This is a genomic window from Mycobacterium sp. NPDC004974, from assembly GCF_053600815.1.
This window is the reverse complement of record NZ_JBSGAQ010000012.1, coordinates 163177-179821: the sequence shown is the minus strand read 5'-3', so window position 1 is coordinate 179821 and position 16645 is coordinate 163177. Positions and strand designations below refer to the sequence as shown.

Here is a 16645-nt window from a genome sequence, read left to right as displayed (position 1 = left end):
CTTTGGGCCATGCTGAAGCCCGTCAGTGTTGCCATACTGTTCGCTGCCCCCGTTGTCGCGCTGAGCGCCTGCAGTCCGCCCGGACAGGTGCCGTCCGACACGCCCGGCACCACCCCGGCGATCTGGACCGGATCGCCGTCGCCCTCGGCCGCTCCCGGTGAGCAGGGCGGCGGGCACGGTGCACCGGCCACCAGCGGCGGAGAGACCCTCACCGCGGATCTCAAGACCGCCGACGGGACTGCCGTGGCAACCGCCGAATTCCAGTTCGCCGACGGTTTCGCCACCGTCACCGTCGAGACCACCACTCCGGGCAAGCTGGCTCCGGGATTCCATGGTCTGCACATCCACTCGGTCGGCAAGTGTGAGGCCAACTCGGTGGCCCCGACCGGCGGCGCGCCCGGCGACTTCAACTCCGCCGGGGGCCACTTCCAGGTGCCCGGTCACTCCGGTCACCCCTCCAGCGGTGACCTGAGCTCGTTGCAGATCCGCGCCGACGGCTCGGGCAAGCTGGTGACCACCACCGACGCGTTCACCGCCGAGGATCTGCTGGCCGGCTCGAAGACCGCCATCATGATCCATGAGAAGTCGGACAACTTCGCCAACATCCCGCCGGAGAAGTACCAGCAGGTGATCGGCGGCGCACCCGGCCCCGACCCCGCGACCTTGGCCACCGGCGATGCCGGCAGTCGAGTGGCATGCGGTGTTATCGGCGCCGGCTGACAGCCGTATCGATTTCGCCGGGTCGCCCCGGCCCACTGTCGGCGTCGAATGGGAGTTCGCTCTCGTCGACGCCGACAGTCGTGATCTGAGCAACGGCGCCGCCGAGGTGATCGCCGAGGTCGGCGAGAGCCCACACGTGCACAAGGAGTTGCTGCGCAACACCATCGAGATCGTCACCGGGATCTGTGAGAACACCGGTGAGGCGATGGACGACCTGCGCGGCACGCTCGGTCCCGTGCGCAAGATCGTGCACGACCGCGGCATGGAACTGTTCTGCGCGGGTACCCATCCGTTTGCGAAATGGTCCGCGCAACAGCTCACCGACGCGCCGCGGTACGCCGAGCTGATCAAACGCACCCAATGGTGGGGCCGCCAGATGCTGATCTGGGGTGTGCACGTGCACGTCGGGATCTCCTCGGCGCACAAGGTCATGCCGATCATCTCGTCGCTGCTCAACCAGTACCCGCATCTGTTGGCGCTGTCGGCATCCTCACCGTTCTGGGACGGTGAGGACACCGGGTACGCGAGCAACCGGGCGATGATGTTCCAGCAGTTGCCCACTGCCGGCCTGCCGTTCCAATTCCAGACCTGGCCCGAGTTCGAGGGTTTCGTCCACGATCAGAAGAAGACCGGCATCATCGATCATCTCAACGAGATTCGTTGGGACATCAGGCCGTCGCCGCACCTCGGCACCGTCGAGGTGCGGATCTTCGACGGGGTGTCCAACGTCCGTGAGCTCGGTGCGCTCGTCGCGCTGACCCACTGCCTGATCGTCGATCTGGACCGCAGGCTCGATGCGGGCGAGCAGTTGCCGACCATGCCGCCCTGGCATGTGCAGGAGAACAAATGGCGTGCGGCCCGCTACGGACTGGACGCCGTGATCATCCTGGACGCGGACAGCAACGAGCGGCTGGTCACCGAAGATCTCGACGAATTGCTGAATCACCTTGAGCCGGTGGCAAAGTCACTGGGATGCTCGGACGAGCTCGCCTCTGTCACCGACATCTACCGCGGCGGCGCCTCGTATCAACGGCAGCGCCGGGTGGCCGAGGAGAACGACGGCGACCTCCGCGAAGTCGTCGACGCCCTGGTCGGCGAACTCCAACTGTGAGGATGAGCGCTATGCGACTGCGGATCATGGCGGGGATTGTGGTGGCGGGCTTCGCCCTCTCGGGTTGCAGCACCGTCACCGCCGGAACGCCGATGGGTGATCCCGATCAGACCGGGATCTCCACCACGACGACCACCAGAACCCGGCCCAGCTACACGGCGGCGCCCTCGGCCCCGGCCTTCCCGTCCCCCAGGACCGGTGGCGGGACCAGTGGCGGGGCCAGCACCCCGCCACCCAACGGGATGTCGACCACCTGCCGGGAGTACGCGTCGATGGACGAGGCCACCCAGCTCGGCATGGTCGAGTTGCTGGCGAAGAACGGCTACGCGGGCATGCAGAAGAATCCGTTCCTGTGGACCTCGTTCATCGGAGCCATGTGCGTGCTGGCCGATCGGAATTCGACCGTGGTAGAGGCGATCAACAAAAAGGTGCCTGGCTGACATCTCTGGGATGAATTGCCTTGTAGTGCACTGCGATATAAGGCCAGGCCTGCATCGCGGTGACACCGTCCAGGCCTCGGATGCGCTCGTCGAGCACGTCGAGCAGATCTTCACCGCGGGCGGTCACCACCTCGGCCACGACATCCCAACGACCGGCGGTCAGCGCCACGTACGACACAGTTTCCACGCGGGTCAGCGCCTCGGCCACCTTCTGGGCGCCGGCCCGTCCGTCGGTGCGGATCGCCACCCAGCTGCTGTGGCGGTAGCCGAGCCGCAACGGATTGGCGATGCACATCACCCGGGCCGCGCCCGTCTCCACCATCCGGTTGTACCGGACCCGGATGGTGGTCTCGGACAGGCCCAGCGCGGAAGCGAAGTCGCGGAAGGCCGCGCGGCCGTCGACGGCGAGGCGCGTCAGGATCGCGCGGTCGATGTCATCGAGCGGGCGCGGCCGCACCGCGCCGTCGGCGAGCACGCCGGACAGCCGGGCCTGCTGATAGTGCAGCCGCAGGTAAGGGAGCAGTTCGACCGAACGCACCCCGGGCAGCGTCGCGATCTTGCCGAAGGCGACATCATGAAGTTCACGGGCGTCGGTGCAGACCAATTCCAGCACCACCCCGTACGGGCCCGTCGTGGCCGTCACGTAATCGGCTTCGCCCAACAAGGCGAGCTCGGCGGCGAGCTCGACCGGTGTGCGGGATCCGTCGACGGTCAGCAGAGCCAGGCCCAGCGAGCCGAACCCCAGCACCGCCGGATCGGTGATGGCGGCGATGGTCATGTAGCCCTCATCCAACAGTCGCGAAACACGGCGGCGCGCAGCCTTTTCCGTGATGCCGGCGCGACGGGCCAGCTCCGCGTAGGGAATACGGCCATCGGCCTGCAGCAATTCGATCAGTTGGCGGTCGACCGCGTCGAGGTCGGTGTAGCCCGGGTCGGACAGCAGCGTGCGGGCTGCCTCAAGCTCCGCTGACGGTGGCATCATCCGAGGTTACCGGCTGATGCGCATTGACCAACCCAAGGGCGAGGACGATCCTGGCCTCATGACGGTCTCACCGATGTTTCCTCTCGAAGTGGCCATGCTGCCTGGCCAGGAACTGCCGCTGCGGATTTTCGAACCGCGCTACGTGGCGATGGTGGGCGACTGTTTGGCCATGTCGGAGCCGTCGTTCGGGGTGGTGCTGATCTCGGCCGGCCGTGAGGTGGGTGGCGGTGACCGCCGGTGCGATGTCGGGGCGCGGGCCTTGATCGTGGACTGCCAGGAATTCGGTGTCGGCAAGTACCGGCTGCTGTGTGTGATGAGTGATCGAATCCGGGTGCAGCGCTGGCTCGACGACGATCCGTATCCACGTGCCGAGATCGAACTCTGGCCCGACGAACCCGGCGGCCAGGCGGATGCCGCCCGCATCAGCGACGTCGAAGACCGGATGGTGGCACTGCTCGACCGGATCGGGGAGGCTCGCGGCACGTCGATCCGCAGCCGCGAGATCGTGGAGTCGGCCGGCGTCGATCCGGAGAACCGCTTGTACGCCTTGGCCAGTCGGTTACCCATGGGACAGGCTGACCGTTATTCACTGCTGGCGGCGCCGTCGGAAGCGGCCCGGCTCGAGGTGCTCAGCGAGGCCGTGGACACCGTTACCGCGATGGTCGAGTTCCAGCTTTCGCAGTAGCGAGCGGACAATTGGTCACGAGATGAGAGTGTTGATCGTCGACGATGAGCCCGGGCTCACCAAGACGCTGAGCCTGGGGTTGCGGGCCGAGGGCTGCGTGGTCGTGGTGGCGGACAACGGTGTGGACGGGGCGCATCTGGCCGTGGAGGACGACTTCGATGTGATCCTGCTCGACATCATGCTCCCGGGCATGAGCGGCTACGAGGTGCTGAGGCGGATCCGGGCGCAGCAGGTGTGGACTCCGGTGCTGATGCTGACGGCCAAAGACGGTGAATTCGACGAGACCGACGCGTTCGATCTGGGAGCCGATGACTACCTCACCAAACCGTTCAAGTTCAATGTGCTGGCGGCCAGGATGCGGGCACTGCAGCGCCGGGGCGCACCTCAGCGGCCGGCCGTCATCACCGCGGGATCGCTGTCGCTCGATCCGGCCCGCAAGACCGTCGCCCGCGGCGATGTTCCAATTGAACTGACGCCCAAGGAATTCTGCCTGTTGCAGTACCTGATGCGGAACAAGGACACGGTGGTGACCAAGGCTGACATCCTGCGGAACGTATGGGATGCCCACTACGTGGGGCCACACAACGTCGTCGAAGTCTATGTGCGATACGTTCGCCTCAAGATCGATGCACCGTTCGGTACCAACAGCATTCACACTGTGCGGGGAGTCGGCTACCGGCTCGAATCGGAAGAGAGCCGAGGCAATTGAACACGGACGACGGTGCCGCCTCCGGCCCGGTCGTCCACGGTGACCGTACCGCCATGTGCGGCAACGATTTCAGAAACGATCGCCAAGCCGAGTCCCGTCCCGCCGCCATTGCGGGAACGATCGGAGTCCAGCCGGACGAACCGGGCGAACACCCGCAGGCGGTCGGCCTCTGGGATGCCCGGCCCGTCGTCGGCGACAGTCAGCATGACGGTGCTGTCCACCTGGTGCAGGTCGATGTCGATGCATGAACGCGCGTGACGCGCGGCGTTGTCGGTCAGATTTCGCAGCACCCGTGAGAGAGCCTGGGTGTCACCTGACATCCGGGCTTCACCAACGTCGGTGTGCACGGTCAGGTGGGTTCCGCGCCGTAACCGGTCGGCCTCGGCCTGGATGACCGGCCGGAGGTCCAGCTCTTCCAGGCGGAGTTTCAGACCGCGCTCATCGGCTCGGGCCAGCAGCAACAGATCATCGATCAGCGACTGCATCCGCTGAGCCTCGGGCATCAGTGTGGTTTCGAGCAGGTCCTGGTCGAGCAACCCGGGGTGTACCTGGGCGACGTCCAGCGCGGAGATGATCGTGGTCAACGGGCTGCGCAGCTCATGGGAAGCATCCCCGACGAACTGGCGCTGCGCGTTGTGGCCGGTTTCCAGGCGGGCCAGCATGGCATTCATCGTGTCGGCGAGCGCGGCGATCTCATCGTGGCTGTCGGGTCGAGGCACGCGCTCGGCCAGGTCGGATGTGCTGATCTCGGCGACCCGGGCGCGGATCGCGTCGACCGATCGCAGAGACCGCTTCACCAGCAGGTAGGTGACCATCGCCACGACGGCGATGACCAGCGGCGCTGATCCGCACAACAGCAGCGCGACGGTCTGGACCGTGGATTCGGCGAGTTCACTGCTGCCGGCAACCAAGATCGTGTAACGCCCGTGGGGCGTATCGACCGTCCGGCCGATGATCCTGAGATCGTCGTTGGGAACCGAATTGCCGGCCAGCCGGGTCGGCTTGGCGCCGACGGCGGTCACCGGCACCAGCGGCGTGCTCGGTGCATCGGTGGAACTGAGGACGACGGTGTTGTCGTTGGCGATTATCTGGATCGCGACAACCCGCTGATCGGTATCGAGCAGGGAGCTGTCGAAGGCGGCGGGGGACTCGGCCCTGAGTGCGGTGGTGATGTCATGCAGCTGCGTCGCCGCAGCCTCGTCGATCCCCGAGATCAGGTAGCGGTACAGCAGCACCGTCAGGCCCGCGCCCGCGACCACGAGCGCCATCAGCACCACCGTGGCCGCGACGAGGGCCGACCGGGTCGCGATACCCCACTGTCGTGGCCACGGCCGGATCCGCAGCCGCTGACGGCCAGTACCCGAAGCCGACGTCATCTCGACAGTCTGAGCTGCACCGCGTCCTCTCCGATCTCCGGGGTGTCGTCGGCCGGCCTCGCCAGGAAAGCCCAGCCGAGCAGTACGGCCGCCGAACCCAGCAGAAACCCGCCGCTGACATCGGCGAGCCAGTGCACGCCCAGGTAGAGCCGTGTCGCCGCGACCACGAGCGTCGCGAAAGCGCCGCACACGAGTAACCCGACTGTGTGCCCAGTACGTGCGCCGACGACAACCGCGAGGATGCCGAGGAGCGCCGCCGTTCCGGTGACGTGTCCGGAGGGGAACGAATGGTCGGTCTCGGCCAGCAGTTGAACTGCGGACGGCGGCCGGTTGGACCTCACCACTGCTTTGCCCAAGGTGCTTGCCACCGATGCGAGCCCAACGGTGGCCACCACCACGATCGCGGGTCGGGCCAGGCGCGTCCGGAACCAGATCAGCGCCGCGGCACCGACCGCGATCAGCGCGACAGCGGCGGGACTACCCAGATCGGTGATCACCGCGGCAACGCCGGTCAGCCATGCATTGCGCTGCGTAACGACCCAGTCGAGGACACGATGGTCTACTGCGGTGCCGGAGTGGGACGACCAGGAGATGAACCCCAATCCGACGAATCCGCTGAGCAGAACAACCGCCATCTGGACCTGCCACGTCACGCGCCGCATCGCATTCACCGTCCCACGGTGCCCAGGCGTTGCTGAGGCGGCGCTGAGAAGCACGGTGATCACGATCTTTATCAGCGTTTTCTCATCGACGACCTGTCACTCTGTGGCATCGCTGCGGTGATCACGCCGCGGACCTTACGAGGAGATGTTCGATGCCCCCGCTACAGAAGCCGTATCACCGGATGAAGTTGTTGGCCGCCGTCACCGGGATAGGTGCCATGGCGCTGCTCGGCGCGGTAACCGTCATCGACGGCGCCAAGACGGGTACAACTGACTCCGCCTTGCAGTTCAGCAGCACCACGACCGTGACCACCCCGCCGACCGCACCGGAGACTCCATTCGCCTCCCCGAAGGTGAAGGCTCCGCACAAGTAGCGCCGTCGGGGGCTACTCCGGAACGAAGGCCTCGCTGCCGAGCCGGTCGAGCGCACGGCCGTCGATCAGCTCGATGCGGTTCTCCGGTTGTCGAATCTCCGTCATCCAGAATAGGTTTCGGCCAGGATGCCCTCGACGAACTCCGTGGACATGGTGCCCTCGGTGGTATCGGCGGGCAGGGTGCGGTGGTAGCGCGCCATCAGGTCGTCGGCCGGCAGGGCCGCCACGTCCCAGCAGTGTTCGCTGAGCCAATCGGGGACGTGGGCGCGATCCTCGATGAACCACAGCTGCTCCGGATCCGGCATGTCGTCGCCGGCCTCGGCGGCCTCGGCACGCATCTTCTCGATGAGCTCACGGCGGCGGGCCAGCTGATCTTCGGAGAAGAACCCGGCGCTGAACGACTCGACCGCGATCCGGCTGTCCCGTGCCGACAGTTCGGTGATGCGCTCGAACAGCAGGTCCTGCGCTTCGGCCGGCAGGTAGGGGAGCAAGCCTTCGACGGACCACGCCGTCGGCTCGGTGGCGTCGAAACCTGCATCCCGCAATGCCTTCGGCCAATCCTGGCGCAGGTCGACCCCGACGGCGACATGCCGGGCCTTGGGCGCAGCCCGGTGCGCCGCCAGGACTTCCTCCTTGAACTGCAGCACCTGCGGTTGGTCGATCTCGAACACCACGCTGTCGTGGATCCAGGGCAACCGCCAGGCTCGGGCATCCAGGCCGGCCGCCAGGATCACCGACTGGCGGATACCCGACGCGCCGGCGGCGAGGAAGAACTCGTCGAACCATTTGGTCCGGGACGCGGCGTAATTGCCGATGGCGCGAATCCGCTGGGCCATCGCGCCGGTGGGCGGGCGCCAGCCCCGTGCGGCCGCGGCGTCGAGAAACATCCGCGCATACGGGTCGGTGAACAACGGAGATTCAGCGGCGGTCTCGTCGGCTCGGGCCATCGCCACCCCGAGCGCGGTGGCACCCACGCTCTCGGTGATGTCCCAGCTGTCGTCGTTAGTTCTGGCCATCACTGTCAGTCTCCCCGAACTCCGCCATCTCGTCGCGGGTCAGCAGATTCTCCCGGTTGCGCTGCTCGCGGTAGGCCAGTTGCCCGACGCGGTTGGCGATCACCGGGGCGGTGATCAGCGTGAACAAACCGGTGAGGATCAACATGCCGACATCGGCGTGGCCCCGGAGCCGGATCGCCGCACCGGCCAGCACCAAGAGCAGCCCGAGCACCTGGGGCTTGGTCGCCGAATGCATCCGCGACATGGTGTCGCCGAACCGCACGATGCCGATCGCGGCGGTCAAGGCCAGCGTCGACCCGGCCAGGATCAGGACGGCGGTGACGATGTCGAGGATGTTCATGGCACCCACTTCCGCCGCGGTTCATCGGTATCGGGCACGCGGAACCGCGCCACGCTCACCGAACCGACGAAGCTGATCAACGCCAGCGCCGTCAAGCTGTAGGTCACCGTGGTGTCAAGGCTGTACGCCGCCCAGGTCCCGATACCGCACAGCGTGACGGCCACCAGGGTGTCCAACGCGACCAGCCGATCCAGGGTGCTCGGCCCCGCCAAAAGGCGAAACATCGTGATCGCCGCGGCGGCCGTCAACATGACCGCGGCGATCGTCCACACGGTTGTCATGCGCCCTCCTTGTTGGCCGCAGGGCGCCAGTCCGACTCGCGCTCGAAAGCCGCCACCAAAAGCCGCTGCAGGGTGGTGATCTGGCTGTGGAACCGGTTGATCGCCTTGTCGGAACCCACGTCGACGACGTGTACATAGATCAGCCGCCGGGTCTGATCGATCTCCAGCACGATGGTTCCCGGGGTCAGGTTGATGATGTTGACCCCGAGGGCCAGGACCAGATCCGACTTGATCGCCAGATGCGCCCGTAACACGGCGTTGAGCGGCAGCGGCCCCGGTCTGACCGCCAACCAGGCCATCTGGAACGACGACATCACCAGCCAAACGGCGACCTGAATGACCAACCGCAGCAGCGACAACAGATGTACCCGCCCCTCCACCGGGACGGCGGGCAGCGGCAGCAACACCGTGATCACCACGGCGACCGCCAGGCCCGACACGATGTTGGCCGCAGAGATGCTGCCCCACAGCAGCACCCACACGAGCATCAGCCAGCACAAGATCCAGGCTCGTAGCAGCAGCCACCTCATCGCCCATCACCCCCGAGCACCGCCGAGATGTACTGTCCACGGTCCAGCACTTCGGCCGCGGCGCGCTCGCTGTAGGAGAAGATCGGCCCGGCCGCCACGGTCAGCGCCAGCCCAACCGCGATCAAAGCGCCTGTCGGAGCCAACATTCCCATCGGCATGCGGCCCACGCTGTCGCGATCGGCGAACTTGATGTCCTCGATGTCGTCGAGCAGCACCGCCGGTGCCGCCCCGGCCAGGTGCCCTTCGGGTGCGTCGGCACGGGCTCGCCAGAACGCCTTCGTCCACACCCGTGCCACCACGTAGAGCGTCAGCAGGCTCGTCACCACGCTGCCGGCCACCAGGATCCAGGCCAGTGGCGAACCGTTCGCGGCGCCCGCCTCGAGCAGCGCCACCTTGCCGATGAAGCCCGAGAACGGCGGGATGCCACCGAGGTTCAGCGCGGGCACCACGAACACGAACGCCAGCACCGGGCTGGCCGCGGCCAGCCCGCCCAGCCGTTGCAACGTCGACGCCCCGGCCTGCCGTTCGATCAGACCGACGACCAGGAACAGCGTCGTCTGCACGACGATGTGGTGGGCCACGTAGTAGATCGCGCCGGACATGCCGAGCTGGTTGGCCAGTGCGACACCGAACACCATGTAGCCGATGTGGCTGACGAGGGTGAAGGACAGCAGCCGTTTGATGTCGCTCTGGGCGATCGCACCGAGGATGCCGATGATCATGGTGAGCAGGCCCGCCACCAGCAGCACATTGTCCAGCGCCCCGCCCGGGAACAGCAGCGAATGGGCCCGGATGATCGCGTACACACCGACCTTCGTCAGCAAGCCGGCGAACACCGCGGTGACCGGCGCGGGCGCGGTGGGGTAGGAGTCGGGCAGCCACGTCGACAGCGGGAAGACCGCGGCCTTGATGCCGAACGCCACCAGCAGCACCGCGAACAACGCGGTGCGGGTGCCCGACGGGATGTCGTCGAGGCGTAACGCCAGCTCGGCCATGTTCAGCGTCCCGGTCGCCGCGTACACCAGCGCGATGCCGATCAGGAAGATCAGCGACGACACCATCGACACCAGCACGTAGGAGATGCCGGCACGGACACGGTCCTCGCTGGCGCCGATGGTCAGCAGGACGAAGCTCGCGGCCAGCAGCACCTCGAAGCCGACGAACAGATTGAACAGATCACCCGCCAGGAACGCGGTACACACACCGGCCGACAGCACGAGATAGGTGGGCAGGAAGATCGACACCGGCTGGCGTTCGTCGCCGTCGCGGATACCCTGCCCGATGGCGTACGCGACCACCGCCAGCAACACGATGGCCGACACCACGAGCATCAGCGCCGAAAGCCGGTCCACCACCAGGGTGATGCCCAACGGCCCCATGCCCGGCACGCTCTGACCCCACCCGCCGACGTGCAGGACCAGGGTGCCGTCCCGGTCGGCCAGGTACACCAGCGCTGCACACACCGCGACCACCGCCGTGAGTGCGAATTGGGTGATGAAGCGCTGCAACTGGGGACGGCGCCCGGCCACGAGCGTCGCCGCCGCGGCGAGCGCCGGGATCAGCACCGGCAACGGGATCAGAGCCTGGGCGTTCACTTCGACCCCTCGAATCCCGGCAGCGCATCGAGTTCGTCGGGCGCGTCGGTGTCGCGGTTGGGGTCGGGTTGCGGAATCTCTTCTTCTTCCTCGGTGCCCGACTGCTGCGACACGCGCGTGTCCTCGGGATCGTTGCTGACCTCTTCGACCGTGGTGAGGCGATACGAGCGGTAGGCCAGTGCCAGTACGAATGCCGCGAGCCCCATGCTGATCACGATCGCGGTGAGGATCATGCCCTGGGCCAGCGGATCAGCGTCGGTGGTGGCGCCGTTGCTGGTGCGCCCGCGGATCGGTGGATTGCCCGACTTGCCACCGACAGTCAGGATCAACAGGTTGACCGCATTGCCGATCAGCAACAGCCCCAACAACATCCGGGTCAGGTTGCGTTCGAGCAGCAGGTACACGCCGGTGCTGGTGAGCCCGCCGATGATGATCAGCGGGACCAGGAATGTCGTCATCGGGCCATCTCCGCATCCACGCGGGCGCCGAGGCTGCGCAAGATGTCGAGCACCAAACCGACAACGATGAGATACACCCCCAGATCGAAGAACAACGCGGTCACCATCTTGACCGAACCCAGCACCGGCACGTCGAACTGCAGGACAGCCGAGGACAATGCGGGCGCGCCCAACAAGATTGAGGCGACCGCCGTTCCCGCCGAGAGGCCGAGCCCGGTGCCGAGGATCTTGCCCGCGTCCAGCGGCAGCGTCTCGCCGAGCTCGTAGCGGCCACCGGCCAGGTACCGCAGCACGAGCGCCAGGCCCGCGGTCAACCCGCCGGCGAAGCCACCGCCGGGAGTGTTGTGGCCGGCGAAGAAGAAGTACGCCGAGAGCACCATGATGAGCGGGAAGATGACGCGCGTCGCCACCTCCAGCACCAGAGAGCGGTGTCGAGGATCGCGCAGCTCACTGCCGCGCAGCCAGGTGACATCGCCGACGGCCGGGCTGTACGCCCCGATGGGGCCGATGTCGGGCTGCCCGACGGCGGTGCTGACGCGCGGCGCGGCACCGAAGCGCCGGTGCCGGAACACCAGCGATGCCACCCCGGTCGCGGCGACCAGCAACACCATCACCTCGCCCAGGGTGTCCCAGGCGCGGATGTCGACCAGCAGCACGTTGACCGCATTGGCGCCGTGCCCGCGGTAGTACGCCGCATCGGGGATCAGCTCGGCGATGCCCACACCGTTGCGCGCGGCCATCGCGAACACCGCCAGTGTCGTGACTGCGGCGCCCACCGCCAGTGCCAGGGCGGCACGCGGCAGCCGGTGGCGGTTGATGTTGGTGGCGTCGGCCTCGGCCGGCAGGATCCGGAGGACCAGCACGAAGATCACCAAAACCAGTGTCTCGACCAGGAATTGGGTCAACGCCAAATCGGGTGCACCGTGGAAGGCGAAGATCGCGCCGCAGCCGTAGCCGGTCACCCCGACCAGCAGCACCGCGGCCAGTCGGTTGCGCATCACCGTCGCGCCGATCGCGGCGGCCAGCATCAACAACCCGATCACCACCTGCAGCGGGGAATCCCACAGCGCGAAATTCGGGCGGTCCCTCGCGCCCAGCGCCAGCATCACGATGGGCAGCACCACCAGCGTCGACAGGATCACCGACTGGGTGGCCGGCAGCGAGCCTCGCTGGGTCTCGCCGGTCAGCCGCACCGAGGTGATGTCCAGGCCGCGGATCACCGCGTCGTACATGCGGTCGGCGTTACCCAGTGGTCGATAGGCAAACCGGGTGCGGGGCAACCGGTTCCGGCCGAAGAACACCACGGTGCCGACGGCGAGTACGACGGCCGAGAGCAGCAGCGGCAGGCCGAACCCGTGCCACAGTGCCAGGTGGTAGCCCGAGCCGCCGGGCATGGTGTTGGCGTATTCGTCGAGCACCGCGTCCATCCCGGCGGGCCACAGTCCGAAGACCAGGCCCCCGGCGGCGAGGATCGCCGGTGCGGTCAGGAAAGTGATTGAAGGACGGTGCATTTCGGCAACCCGGGTACTGGGCTGCGATCGCCCCTTTGCGGCGAACGCGCCCCACATGAAGCGCAGGCTGTAGATGGTGGTGAACACCGAGCCCACCACGATGCCGGTCAGCACCCAGGGAGCCGCGGAGCCGAGCGCCGGGCTGTGCAGCACGGTCTCCAGGTCGGCCTCCTTGGCGACGAACCCGAAGAACGGCGGCAGCGCGGCCATGCTCGCGGTGGCGCATGCGGCAATGATCAGCAGCGGCCGGTTCTGGCGCCCCAAGCCCGCGAGGCGCCGGATGTCGCGGGTGCCGGTGGTGTGGTCGATGACGCCGACCACCATGAACAACGCGGCTTTGAACATCGCGTGCGCACACAGCATCGCCAGCCCGGCCAGCATCATGTCGCTGCCGCCGGCGCCCACCATCACGGTGATCAGGCCCAGCTGGCTGACGGTGCCGAACGCCAGGATCAATTTGAGGTCGTACTCGCGTACCGCGCGCCAACCGGCCAGCAGCATGGTCGCCAGCCCGAGACCCACCACCATGGGCCGCCACAGCGGAGTATCGGCAAACCCCGGCGTCATCCGCGCCACCAGATAGACACCGGCCTTGACCATCGCCGCGGCGTGCAGATACGCGCTGACGGGGGTGGGCGCGGCCATCGCGCCGGGCAGCCAGAAGTGCATCGGCACGATCGCCGATTTGGACAGCGCGCCGACCAGGATCAGCGCCACCCCGATCGCGGCCGCGGTGCCGCCCGGCGGAGTCGCGATCAACTCCGACAGCAGATAGGTGCCGGCCAGATTGCCCAGCAAGATGATGCCGACCAGCATCGCCAGGCCGCCGAACGTGGTGACCAGCAACGCCTGGGTGGCCGCCCGCCGGCTGGTGGCCCGCTCGGCGTAGTGGCCGACCAACAGGAAGGACAGGACCGTGGTGGTTTCCCAGAAGATGTAGAGAACCAGCATGTTGTCGCTGACCACCAGGCCGAACATGGACCCGGAGAAGGCGACGAGCTCGGCCGCGAAGCTGGGCAGCCGCTTCTCGGTCTTCCCGTCGTGGTGGTGGAAGTACTCGCCGCAGTAGAAGAGGACGAGAGCCCCGATGGCCAGCACCAGCACGCTCATGATGGCCGCCAGCGAGTCGAATCGCAGCGTGATGTCCATCGACAACTCGTGCACCCACGGGATGCTCACGGTCGGGACGCGGTCGTCGCTCGGCCAGTTCAGGCCGACCCAGGCCAGAGAGCCGAGCGGCACCAAGGCCAACGGGTAGAACGCTCGCCGGCCCCATTTGGCCACCAGAAGTGGCGCCAGCGCGGTGGCAACCGCGTGGGCGAGCAGAACGGCGAGCATGGCACTCCGATCGGGTTGGGGTCGGGGTGTCAGCCTTATGGCTAGGGCTTTGGGTTAACACGCAGTCTACGTGGCGGGTCATCGCTAGCATCGGCTGATGGCCCCTGGCGAGGTCGTGGTGGTCGGCGCCGGTCCGACCGGATTGATGCTGGCGTGCGAGCTCGCGCTCGGTGGCGCACCGGTCACCGTGCTGGAGGAACGCACCTCGACGCCGAACATCACCCGGGCGTTCGCCGTGCATGCGCGGACCCTGGAACTGCTCGACGGCCGCGGGCTCGTCGATGAGTTGCTGAGCCGCGGAGTCGAGGTGCACGAGGTGGCGCCGCCCGGCGGAGCCACGCTGAATCTGCGGGAACTGCCGACCCGGTTCGGAATGGTGTTGATCGTTCCCCAGAGCGGCACCGAGCACGTGCTGGAGGCGAGGGCCGCCGAACTGGGCGTGCAGGTGCGCCGCGGTGCCGAGGTGGTGGGACTGCGACAGGACGGCGACGGTGTCACTGTCGAGCTGGCAAACGGGGAGAGCCTCGGCGCCGAGTACGTCGTCGGCTGCGACGGGGCCCACAGCGCGGTGCGACGACTGGTCGGGATCGACTTCGTCGGCAAACAGTACGAGACCCACATCCTGCTGGCCGATGTCCGGCTCGCCTCGCCGCCCGAGGAGACCTTGTTCGCCCGGACCGGGACCGAGGGTGTGGTGTTGTTCGTCCCGTTCGGCGACGGCTGGTTCCGCGCCATCGCGTGGGACCGGCTGCGGGAACAGGCGCCGCTGGACGAACCGGTGACGCTCGACGAGATGCGCGACGCGTTCAACCGCATCGCCGGCGACGACTTCGGCATGAGCGATATGCGGTGGAGTTCGCGGTTCCTCAGCGAGCGGCGCCAGGCCCAGCACTACCGCTCGGGCCGGGTGTTTCTGGCCGGCGACGCCGCACATGTGCATTCCCCGCTGGGCGGGCAGGGCATGAACACCGGACTCGGCGATGCGTTCAACCTGGGCTGGAAGATTGCGTTGGCGGTGCACGGGCGGGCGCCGTCGTGGCTGTTGGACAGTTACGAACGTGAGCGCCATCCGGTCGGCGCAGGCGTGCTTCGGTTGACCGATGCGTTCAACCAGATCGTGCTGAGTTCGGCGGCGTCGCGGCGGCTGCGGGTGCTCGTGTTGGGGACGGTGTTGCGCATACCTCCCGCCCGACACTTCGTGGCCGAACGGCTCAGCGGCATCGGTATCGCCTATCCACGGTCGAAGGACGAGGACTGGTTGGTCGGACGCCGGATGGCAGATGTGGACTGCGGCGGAACCCGGCTCTACGAGCTGCTTCGCGCCGGCAAGTTCGTGCTCGTCACGGCTGAGGCGGTCGACGTCGCCGGTTGTGATGTGGTGCAGGCGATCGACAACCGCCCCGATCTTCCCGATGCGGTGCTGGTCCGGCCCGACGGCTATGTGGCCTGGGCCAGTGAGCGGTTGCCGCGTGCGGCGGAGGTGCGTACGGCGATCGCGCACTGGATGTCCGCTGCCGGGTAGGCACCTCACGGGTTGGGCTGGCGCCGAGACTGTATTGGGGGACAGAAAGCGGCCTGATTTTGTCCCTGACTACAGCCTCGGGGTTGTGTCGGTACCGCGTGCCAACATTCCGCCATGGGTGGGGTGTTGATCGGCAGTGAGGCGTTGGCCAAACAACTCGTCACGCGCAACGAGCTTCGACACCACTACCAGAGGCTGTTTCCGGACGTATATGCACGAGGGGAACCGACGCTGCGCGACCGGACAATTGGTGCGTGGCTGTGGTCGGGCCGTCGGGCAGTTATTGCCGGCGTCGCCGCGTCGGCGCTGCACGGGGCGTCGTACGTGGACGCCGATATCCCCATCGAGCTCGTCTGGAACAACACCCGGCCGCCGGCGGGTTTGGTCGTGCGCAACGAGACCCTTGCCGACGACGAGATCAAACGGGTCGTGGGCCTGCCGGTCACCACGCCGGCGCGCACCGTCTTCGACCTGGGCCGTCATTTCCCTCGCGACGAGGCCGTCGCACGGATCGATGCACTGGCCTGGACCCTGCGGGTTACCGTCGACGACGTCACCCCGCTCATCGAGCGCTATCCAAGCGTCCGGGGGATTCGAGCGTTGAAAGCCGCGCTGCCACTGGTCGACCGGGGTGCCGATTCGCCGCGGGAAACATGGCTGCGCCTGCAACTGACTGACGCCGGAATGCCGCCCGACGAAACCCAGATCATGGTGATCGAGGGGCGGGGCCGCATCGTCGCGATCTTGGACATGGGCTGGGAACAGTTCAAAGTCGGCGTCAACTACGACGGCAAGTTCCATCAGTCTGATCGCAAACGCTATGTGCAGGACCAGAAGACGTTGCGCAAGCTGGAGGCCATGGGGTGGATCGTTATCCGCGTGATCGCCGAGGACAACATCGCGGACGTCGTCGCCCGAGTCGAACGAGCACTGCGAAGCCGCGGCTGGCATCGAGACTGTAATGAGGGACAAAAGTCGGCCTGATTTTGTCCCTG

Annotated in this window: 18 protein-coding genes; 8 read left to right on the top strand and 10 right to left on the bottom strand. The window is 67.1% G+C overall.

The window, feature by feature from the left end; genetic code table 11:
- Positions 1-9 precede the first annotated feature (9 nt).
- The 3 genes from sodC to ACWEFV_RS24340 are packed head-to-tail and all read left to right on the top strand — an operon-like array spanning position 10 to position 2271.
- On the top strand, positions 10-720 hold the full coding sequence (gene sodC, locus ACWEFV_RS24350) for a superoxide dismutase[Cu-Zn] (protein ID WP_135452242.1): 711 nt from the start codon (positions 10-12) through the stop codon (positions 718-720).
- Positions 677-1831, top strand: a complete 1155-nt coding sequence (locus ACWEFV_RS24345) for a glutamate--cysteine ligase (protein WP_167857708.1) — start codon at positions 677-679, stop codon at positions 1829-1831. The genes sodC and ACWEFV_RS24345 overlap by 44 nt, the downstream gene beginning before the upstream one ends.
- A gap of 11 nt (positions 1832-1842) precedes the next feature.
- Complete coding sequence (locus ACWEFV_RS24340) at positions 1843-2271, top strand: hypothetical protein (protein ID WP_450072056.1); 429 nt, start codon at positions 1843-1845, stop codon at positions 2269-2271.
- Here ACWEFV_RS24340 and ACWEFV_RS24335 read toward each other — a convergent pair.
- Entirely contained in the window at positions 2249-3250 is a 1002-nt protein-coding gene (locus ACWEFV_RS24335; protein WP_450072055.1) for an Lrp/AsnC family transcriptional regulator, read from the bottom strand. The genes ACWEFV_RS24340 and ACWEFV_RS24335 overlap by 23 nt on opposite strands.
- Before the next feature lie 61 nt (positions 3251-3311).
- Between ACWEFV_RS24335 and ACWEFV_RS24330 the strand changes: the two genes are divergently transcribed.
- A complete protein-coding gene (locus ACWEFV_RS24330) occupies positions 3312-3938 on the top strand; it encodes an LON peptidase substrate-binding domain-containing protein (RefSeq protein WP_135452249.1) in 627 nt (208 codons plus the stop codon).
- A gap of 22 nt (positions 3939-3960) precedes the next feature.
- Positions 3961-4647: a response regulator transcription factor gene (locus ACWEFV_RS24325; protein WP_450072054.1), complete on the top strand. Its 687-nt coding sequence runs from the start codon at positions 3961-3963 to the stop codon at positions 4645-4647.
- Here ACWEFV_RS24325 and ACWEFV_RS24320 read toward each other — a convergent pair.
- Together ACWEFV_RS24320 and ACWEFV_RS24315 are read right to left on the bottom strand one after the other, a co-directional pair.
- A complete protein-coding gene (locus ACWEFV_RS24320) occupies positions 4611-6023 on the bottom strand; it encodes an ATP-binding protein (protein ID WP_450072053.1) in 1413 nt (470 codons plus the stop codon). The genes ACWEFV_RS24325 and ACWEFV_RS24320 overlap by 37 nt on opposite strands.
- Positions 6020-6685: a phosphatase PAP2 family protein gene (locus tag ACWEFV_RS24315; protein WP_450072052.1), complete on the bottom strand. Its 666-nt coding sequence runs from the start codon at positions 6683-6685 to the stop codon at positions 6020-6022. Before ACWEFV_RS24315 ends, ACWEFV_RS24320 begins: the two co-directional genes overlap by 4 nt.
- Positions 6686-6837: 152 nt before the next feature.
- Here ACWEFV_RS24315 and ACWEFV_RS24310 point away from each other — a divergent pair, with 152 nt between their 5' ends.
- On the top strand, positions 6838-7059 hold the full coding sequence (locus tag ACWEFV_RS24310) for a hypothetical protein (protein ID WP_450072051.1): 222 nt from the start codon (positions 6838-6840) through the stop codon (positions 7057-7059).
- A 101-nt stretch (positions 7060-7160) separates the two neighbouring features.
- Here ACWEFV_RS24310 and ACWEFV_RS24305 read toward each other — a convergent pair whose 3' ends face one another.
- Genes ACWEFV_RS24305 through ACWEFV_RS24275 form a run of 7 tightly spaced genes read right to left on the bottom strand, consistent with a single transcriptional unit; the run spans position 7161 to position 14128 of the window.
- Positions 7161-8075, bottom strand: coding sequence for an SAM-dependent methyltransferase (locus ACWEFV_RS24305; protein WP_450072050.1), 915 nt, complete (start codon positions 8073-8075; stop codon positions 7161-7163).
- Positions 8062-8415: a monovalent cation/H(+) antiporter subunit G gene (locus ACWEFV_RS24300; RefSeq protein ID WP_135452259.1), complete on the bottom strand. Its 354-nt coding sequence runs from the start codon at positions 8413-8415 to the stop codon at positions 8062-8064. Before ACWEFV_RS24300 ends, ACWEFV_RS24305 begins: the two co-directional genes overlap by 14 nt.
- Positions 8412-8696 carry a monovalent cation/H+ antiporter complex subunit F gene (locus ACWEFV_RS24295; RefSeq protein ID WP_036442168.1) on the bottom strand — a complete coding sequence of 95 codons (285 nt, stop codon included), beginning with the start codon at positions 8694-8696 and terminating at the stop codon, positions 8412-8414. The genes ACWEFV_RS24300 and ACWEFV_RS24295 overlap by 4 nt, the downstream gene beginning before the upstream one ends.
- Complete coding sequence (locus ACWEFV_RS24290; RefSeq protein WP_135452261.1) at positions 8693-9226, bottom strand: Na+/H+ antiporter subunit E; 534 nt, start codon at positions 9224-9226, stop codon at positions 8693-8695. The genes ACWEFV_RS24295 and ACWEFV_RS24290 overlap by 4 nt, the downstream gene beginning before the upstream one ends.
- Positions 9223-10821: a Na+/H+ antiporter subunit D gene (locus ACWEFV_RS24285; RefSeq protein ID WP_450072049.1), complete on the bottom strand. Its 1599-nt coding sequence runs from the start codon at positions 10819-10821 to the stop codon at positions 9223-9225. The genes ACWEFV_RS24290 and ACWEFV_RS24285 overlap by 4 nt, the downstream gene beginning before the upstream one ends.
- A complete protein-coding gene (locus ACWEFV_RS24280; protein WP_135452265.1) occupies positions 10818-11279 on the bottom strand; it encodes a Na(+)/H(+) antiporter subunit C in 462 nt (153 codons plus the stop codon). Before ACWEFV_RS24280 ends, ACWEFV_RS24285 begins: the two co-directional genes overlap by 4 nt.
- Positions 11276-14128 (bottom strand): Na+/H+ antiporter subunit A, encoded by a 2853-nt coding sequence (locus ACWEFV_RS24275; RefSeq protein ID WP_450072048.1) that lies wholly within the window; start codon positions 14126-14128, stop codon positions 11276-11278. The genes ACWEFV_RS24280 and ACWEFV_RS24275 overlap by 4 nt, the downstream gene beginning before the upstream one ends.
- 97 nt (positions 14129-14225) lie before the next feature.
- Between ACWEFV_RS24275 and ACWEFV_RS24270 the strand changes: the two genes are divergently transcribed.
- Positions 14226-15650: an FAD-dependent oxidoreductase gene (locus ACWEFV_RS24270; RefSeq protein WP_450072047.1), complete on the top strand. Its 1425-nt coding sequence runs from the start codon at positions 14226-14228 to the stop codon at positions 15648-15650.
- Positions 15651-15764: 114 nt separating this feature from the next.
- Positions 15765-16634, top strand: a complete 870-nt coding sequence (locus ACWEFV_RS24265; RefSeq protein WP_450072046.1) for a hypothetical protein — start codon at positions 15765-15767, stop codon at positions 16632-16634.
- The last annotated feature ends 11 nt before the right edge of the window (positions 16635-16645 follow it).

Excerpts from the sequence above, each read along its gene's own strand:
- sodC (WP_135452242.1), top strand. The coding sequence starts at position 10 with ATGCTGAAGCCCGTCAGTGTTGCCATACTGTTCGCTGCCCCCGTTGTC.
- ACWEFV_RS24340 (WP_450072056.1), top strand. The coding sequence starts at position 1,843 with ATGCGACTGCGGATCATGGCGGGGATTGTGGTGGCGGGCTTCGCCCTC.
- ACWEFV_RS24270 (WP_450072047.1), top strand. The coding sequence starts at position 14,226 with ATGGCCCCTGGCGAGGTCGTGGTGGTCGGCGCCGGTCCGACCGGATTG.
- ACWEFV_RS24310 (WP_450072051.1), top strand. The coding sequence starts at position 6,838 with ATGCCCCCGCTACAGAAGCCGTATCACCGGATGAAGTTGTTGGCCGCC.
- ACWEFV_RS24290 (WP_135452261.1), bottom strand. The coding sequence starts at position 9,226 with ATGAGGTGGCTGCTGCTACGAGCCTGGATCTTGTGCTGGCTGATGCTC.
- ACWEFV_RS24280 (WP_135452265.1), bottom strand. The coding sequence starts at position 11,279 with ATGACGACATTCCTGGTCCCGCTGATCATCATCGGCGGGCTCACCAGC.
- ACWEFV_RS24325 (WP_450072054.1), top strand. The coding sequence starts at position 3,961 with ATGAGAGTGTTGATCGTCGACGATGAGCCCGGGCTCACCAAGACGCTG.
- ACWEFV_RS24295 (WP_036442168.1), bottom strand. The coding sequence starts at position 8,696 with ATGACAACCGTGTGGACGATCGCCGCGGTCATGTTGACGGCCGCCGCG.
- ACWEFV_RS24330 (WP_135452249.1), top strand. The coding sequence starts at position 3,312 with ATGACGGTCTCACCGATGTTTCCTCTCGAAGTGGCCATGCTGCCTGGC.
- ACWEFV_RS24315 (WP_450072052.1), bottom strand. The coding sequence starts at position 6,685 with ATGCGGCGCGTGACGTGGCAGGTCCAGATGGCGGTTGTTCTGCTCAGC.
- ACWEFV_RS24320 (WP_450072053.1), bottom strand. The coding sequence starts at position 6,023 with ATGACGTCGGCTTCGGGTACTGGCCGTCAGCGGCTGCGGATCCGGCCG.
- ACWEFV_RS24275 (WP_450072048.1), bottom strand. The coding sequence starts at position 14,128 with ATGCTCGCCGTTCTGCTCGCCCACGCGGTTGCCACCGCGCTGGCGCCA.
- ACWEFV_RS24265 (WP_450072046.1), top strand. The coding sequence starts at position 15,765 with ATGGGTGGGGTGTTGATCGGCAGTGAGGCGTTGGCCAAACAACTCGTC.
- ACWEFV_RS24300 (WP_135452259.1), bottom strand. The coding sequence starts at position 8,415 with ATGAACATCCTCGACATCGTCACCGCCGTCCTGATCCTGGCCGGGTCG.
- ACWEFV_RS24335 (WP_450072055.1), bottom strand. The coding sequence starts at position 3,250 with ATGCCACCGTCAGCGGAGCTTGAGGCAGCCCGCACGCTGCTGTCCGAC.
- ACWEFV_RS24305 (WP_450072050.1), bottom strand. The coding sequence starts at position 8,075 with ATGGCCAGAACTAACGACGACAGCTGGGACATCACCGAGAGCGTGGGT.
- ACWEFV_RS24345 (WP_167857708.1), top strand. The coding sequence starts at position 677 with ATGCCGGCAGTCGAGTGGCATGCGGTGTTATCGGCGCCGGCTGACAGC.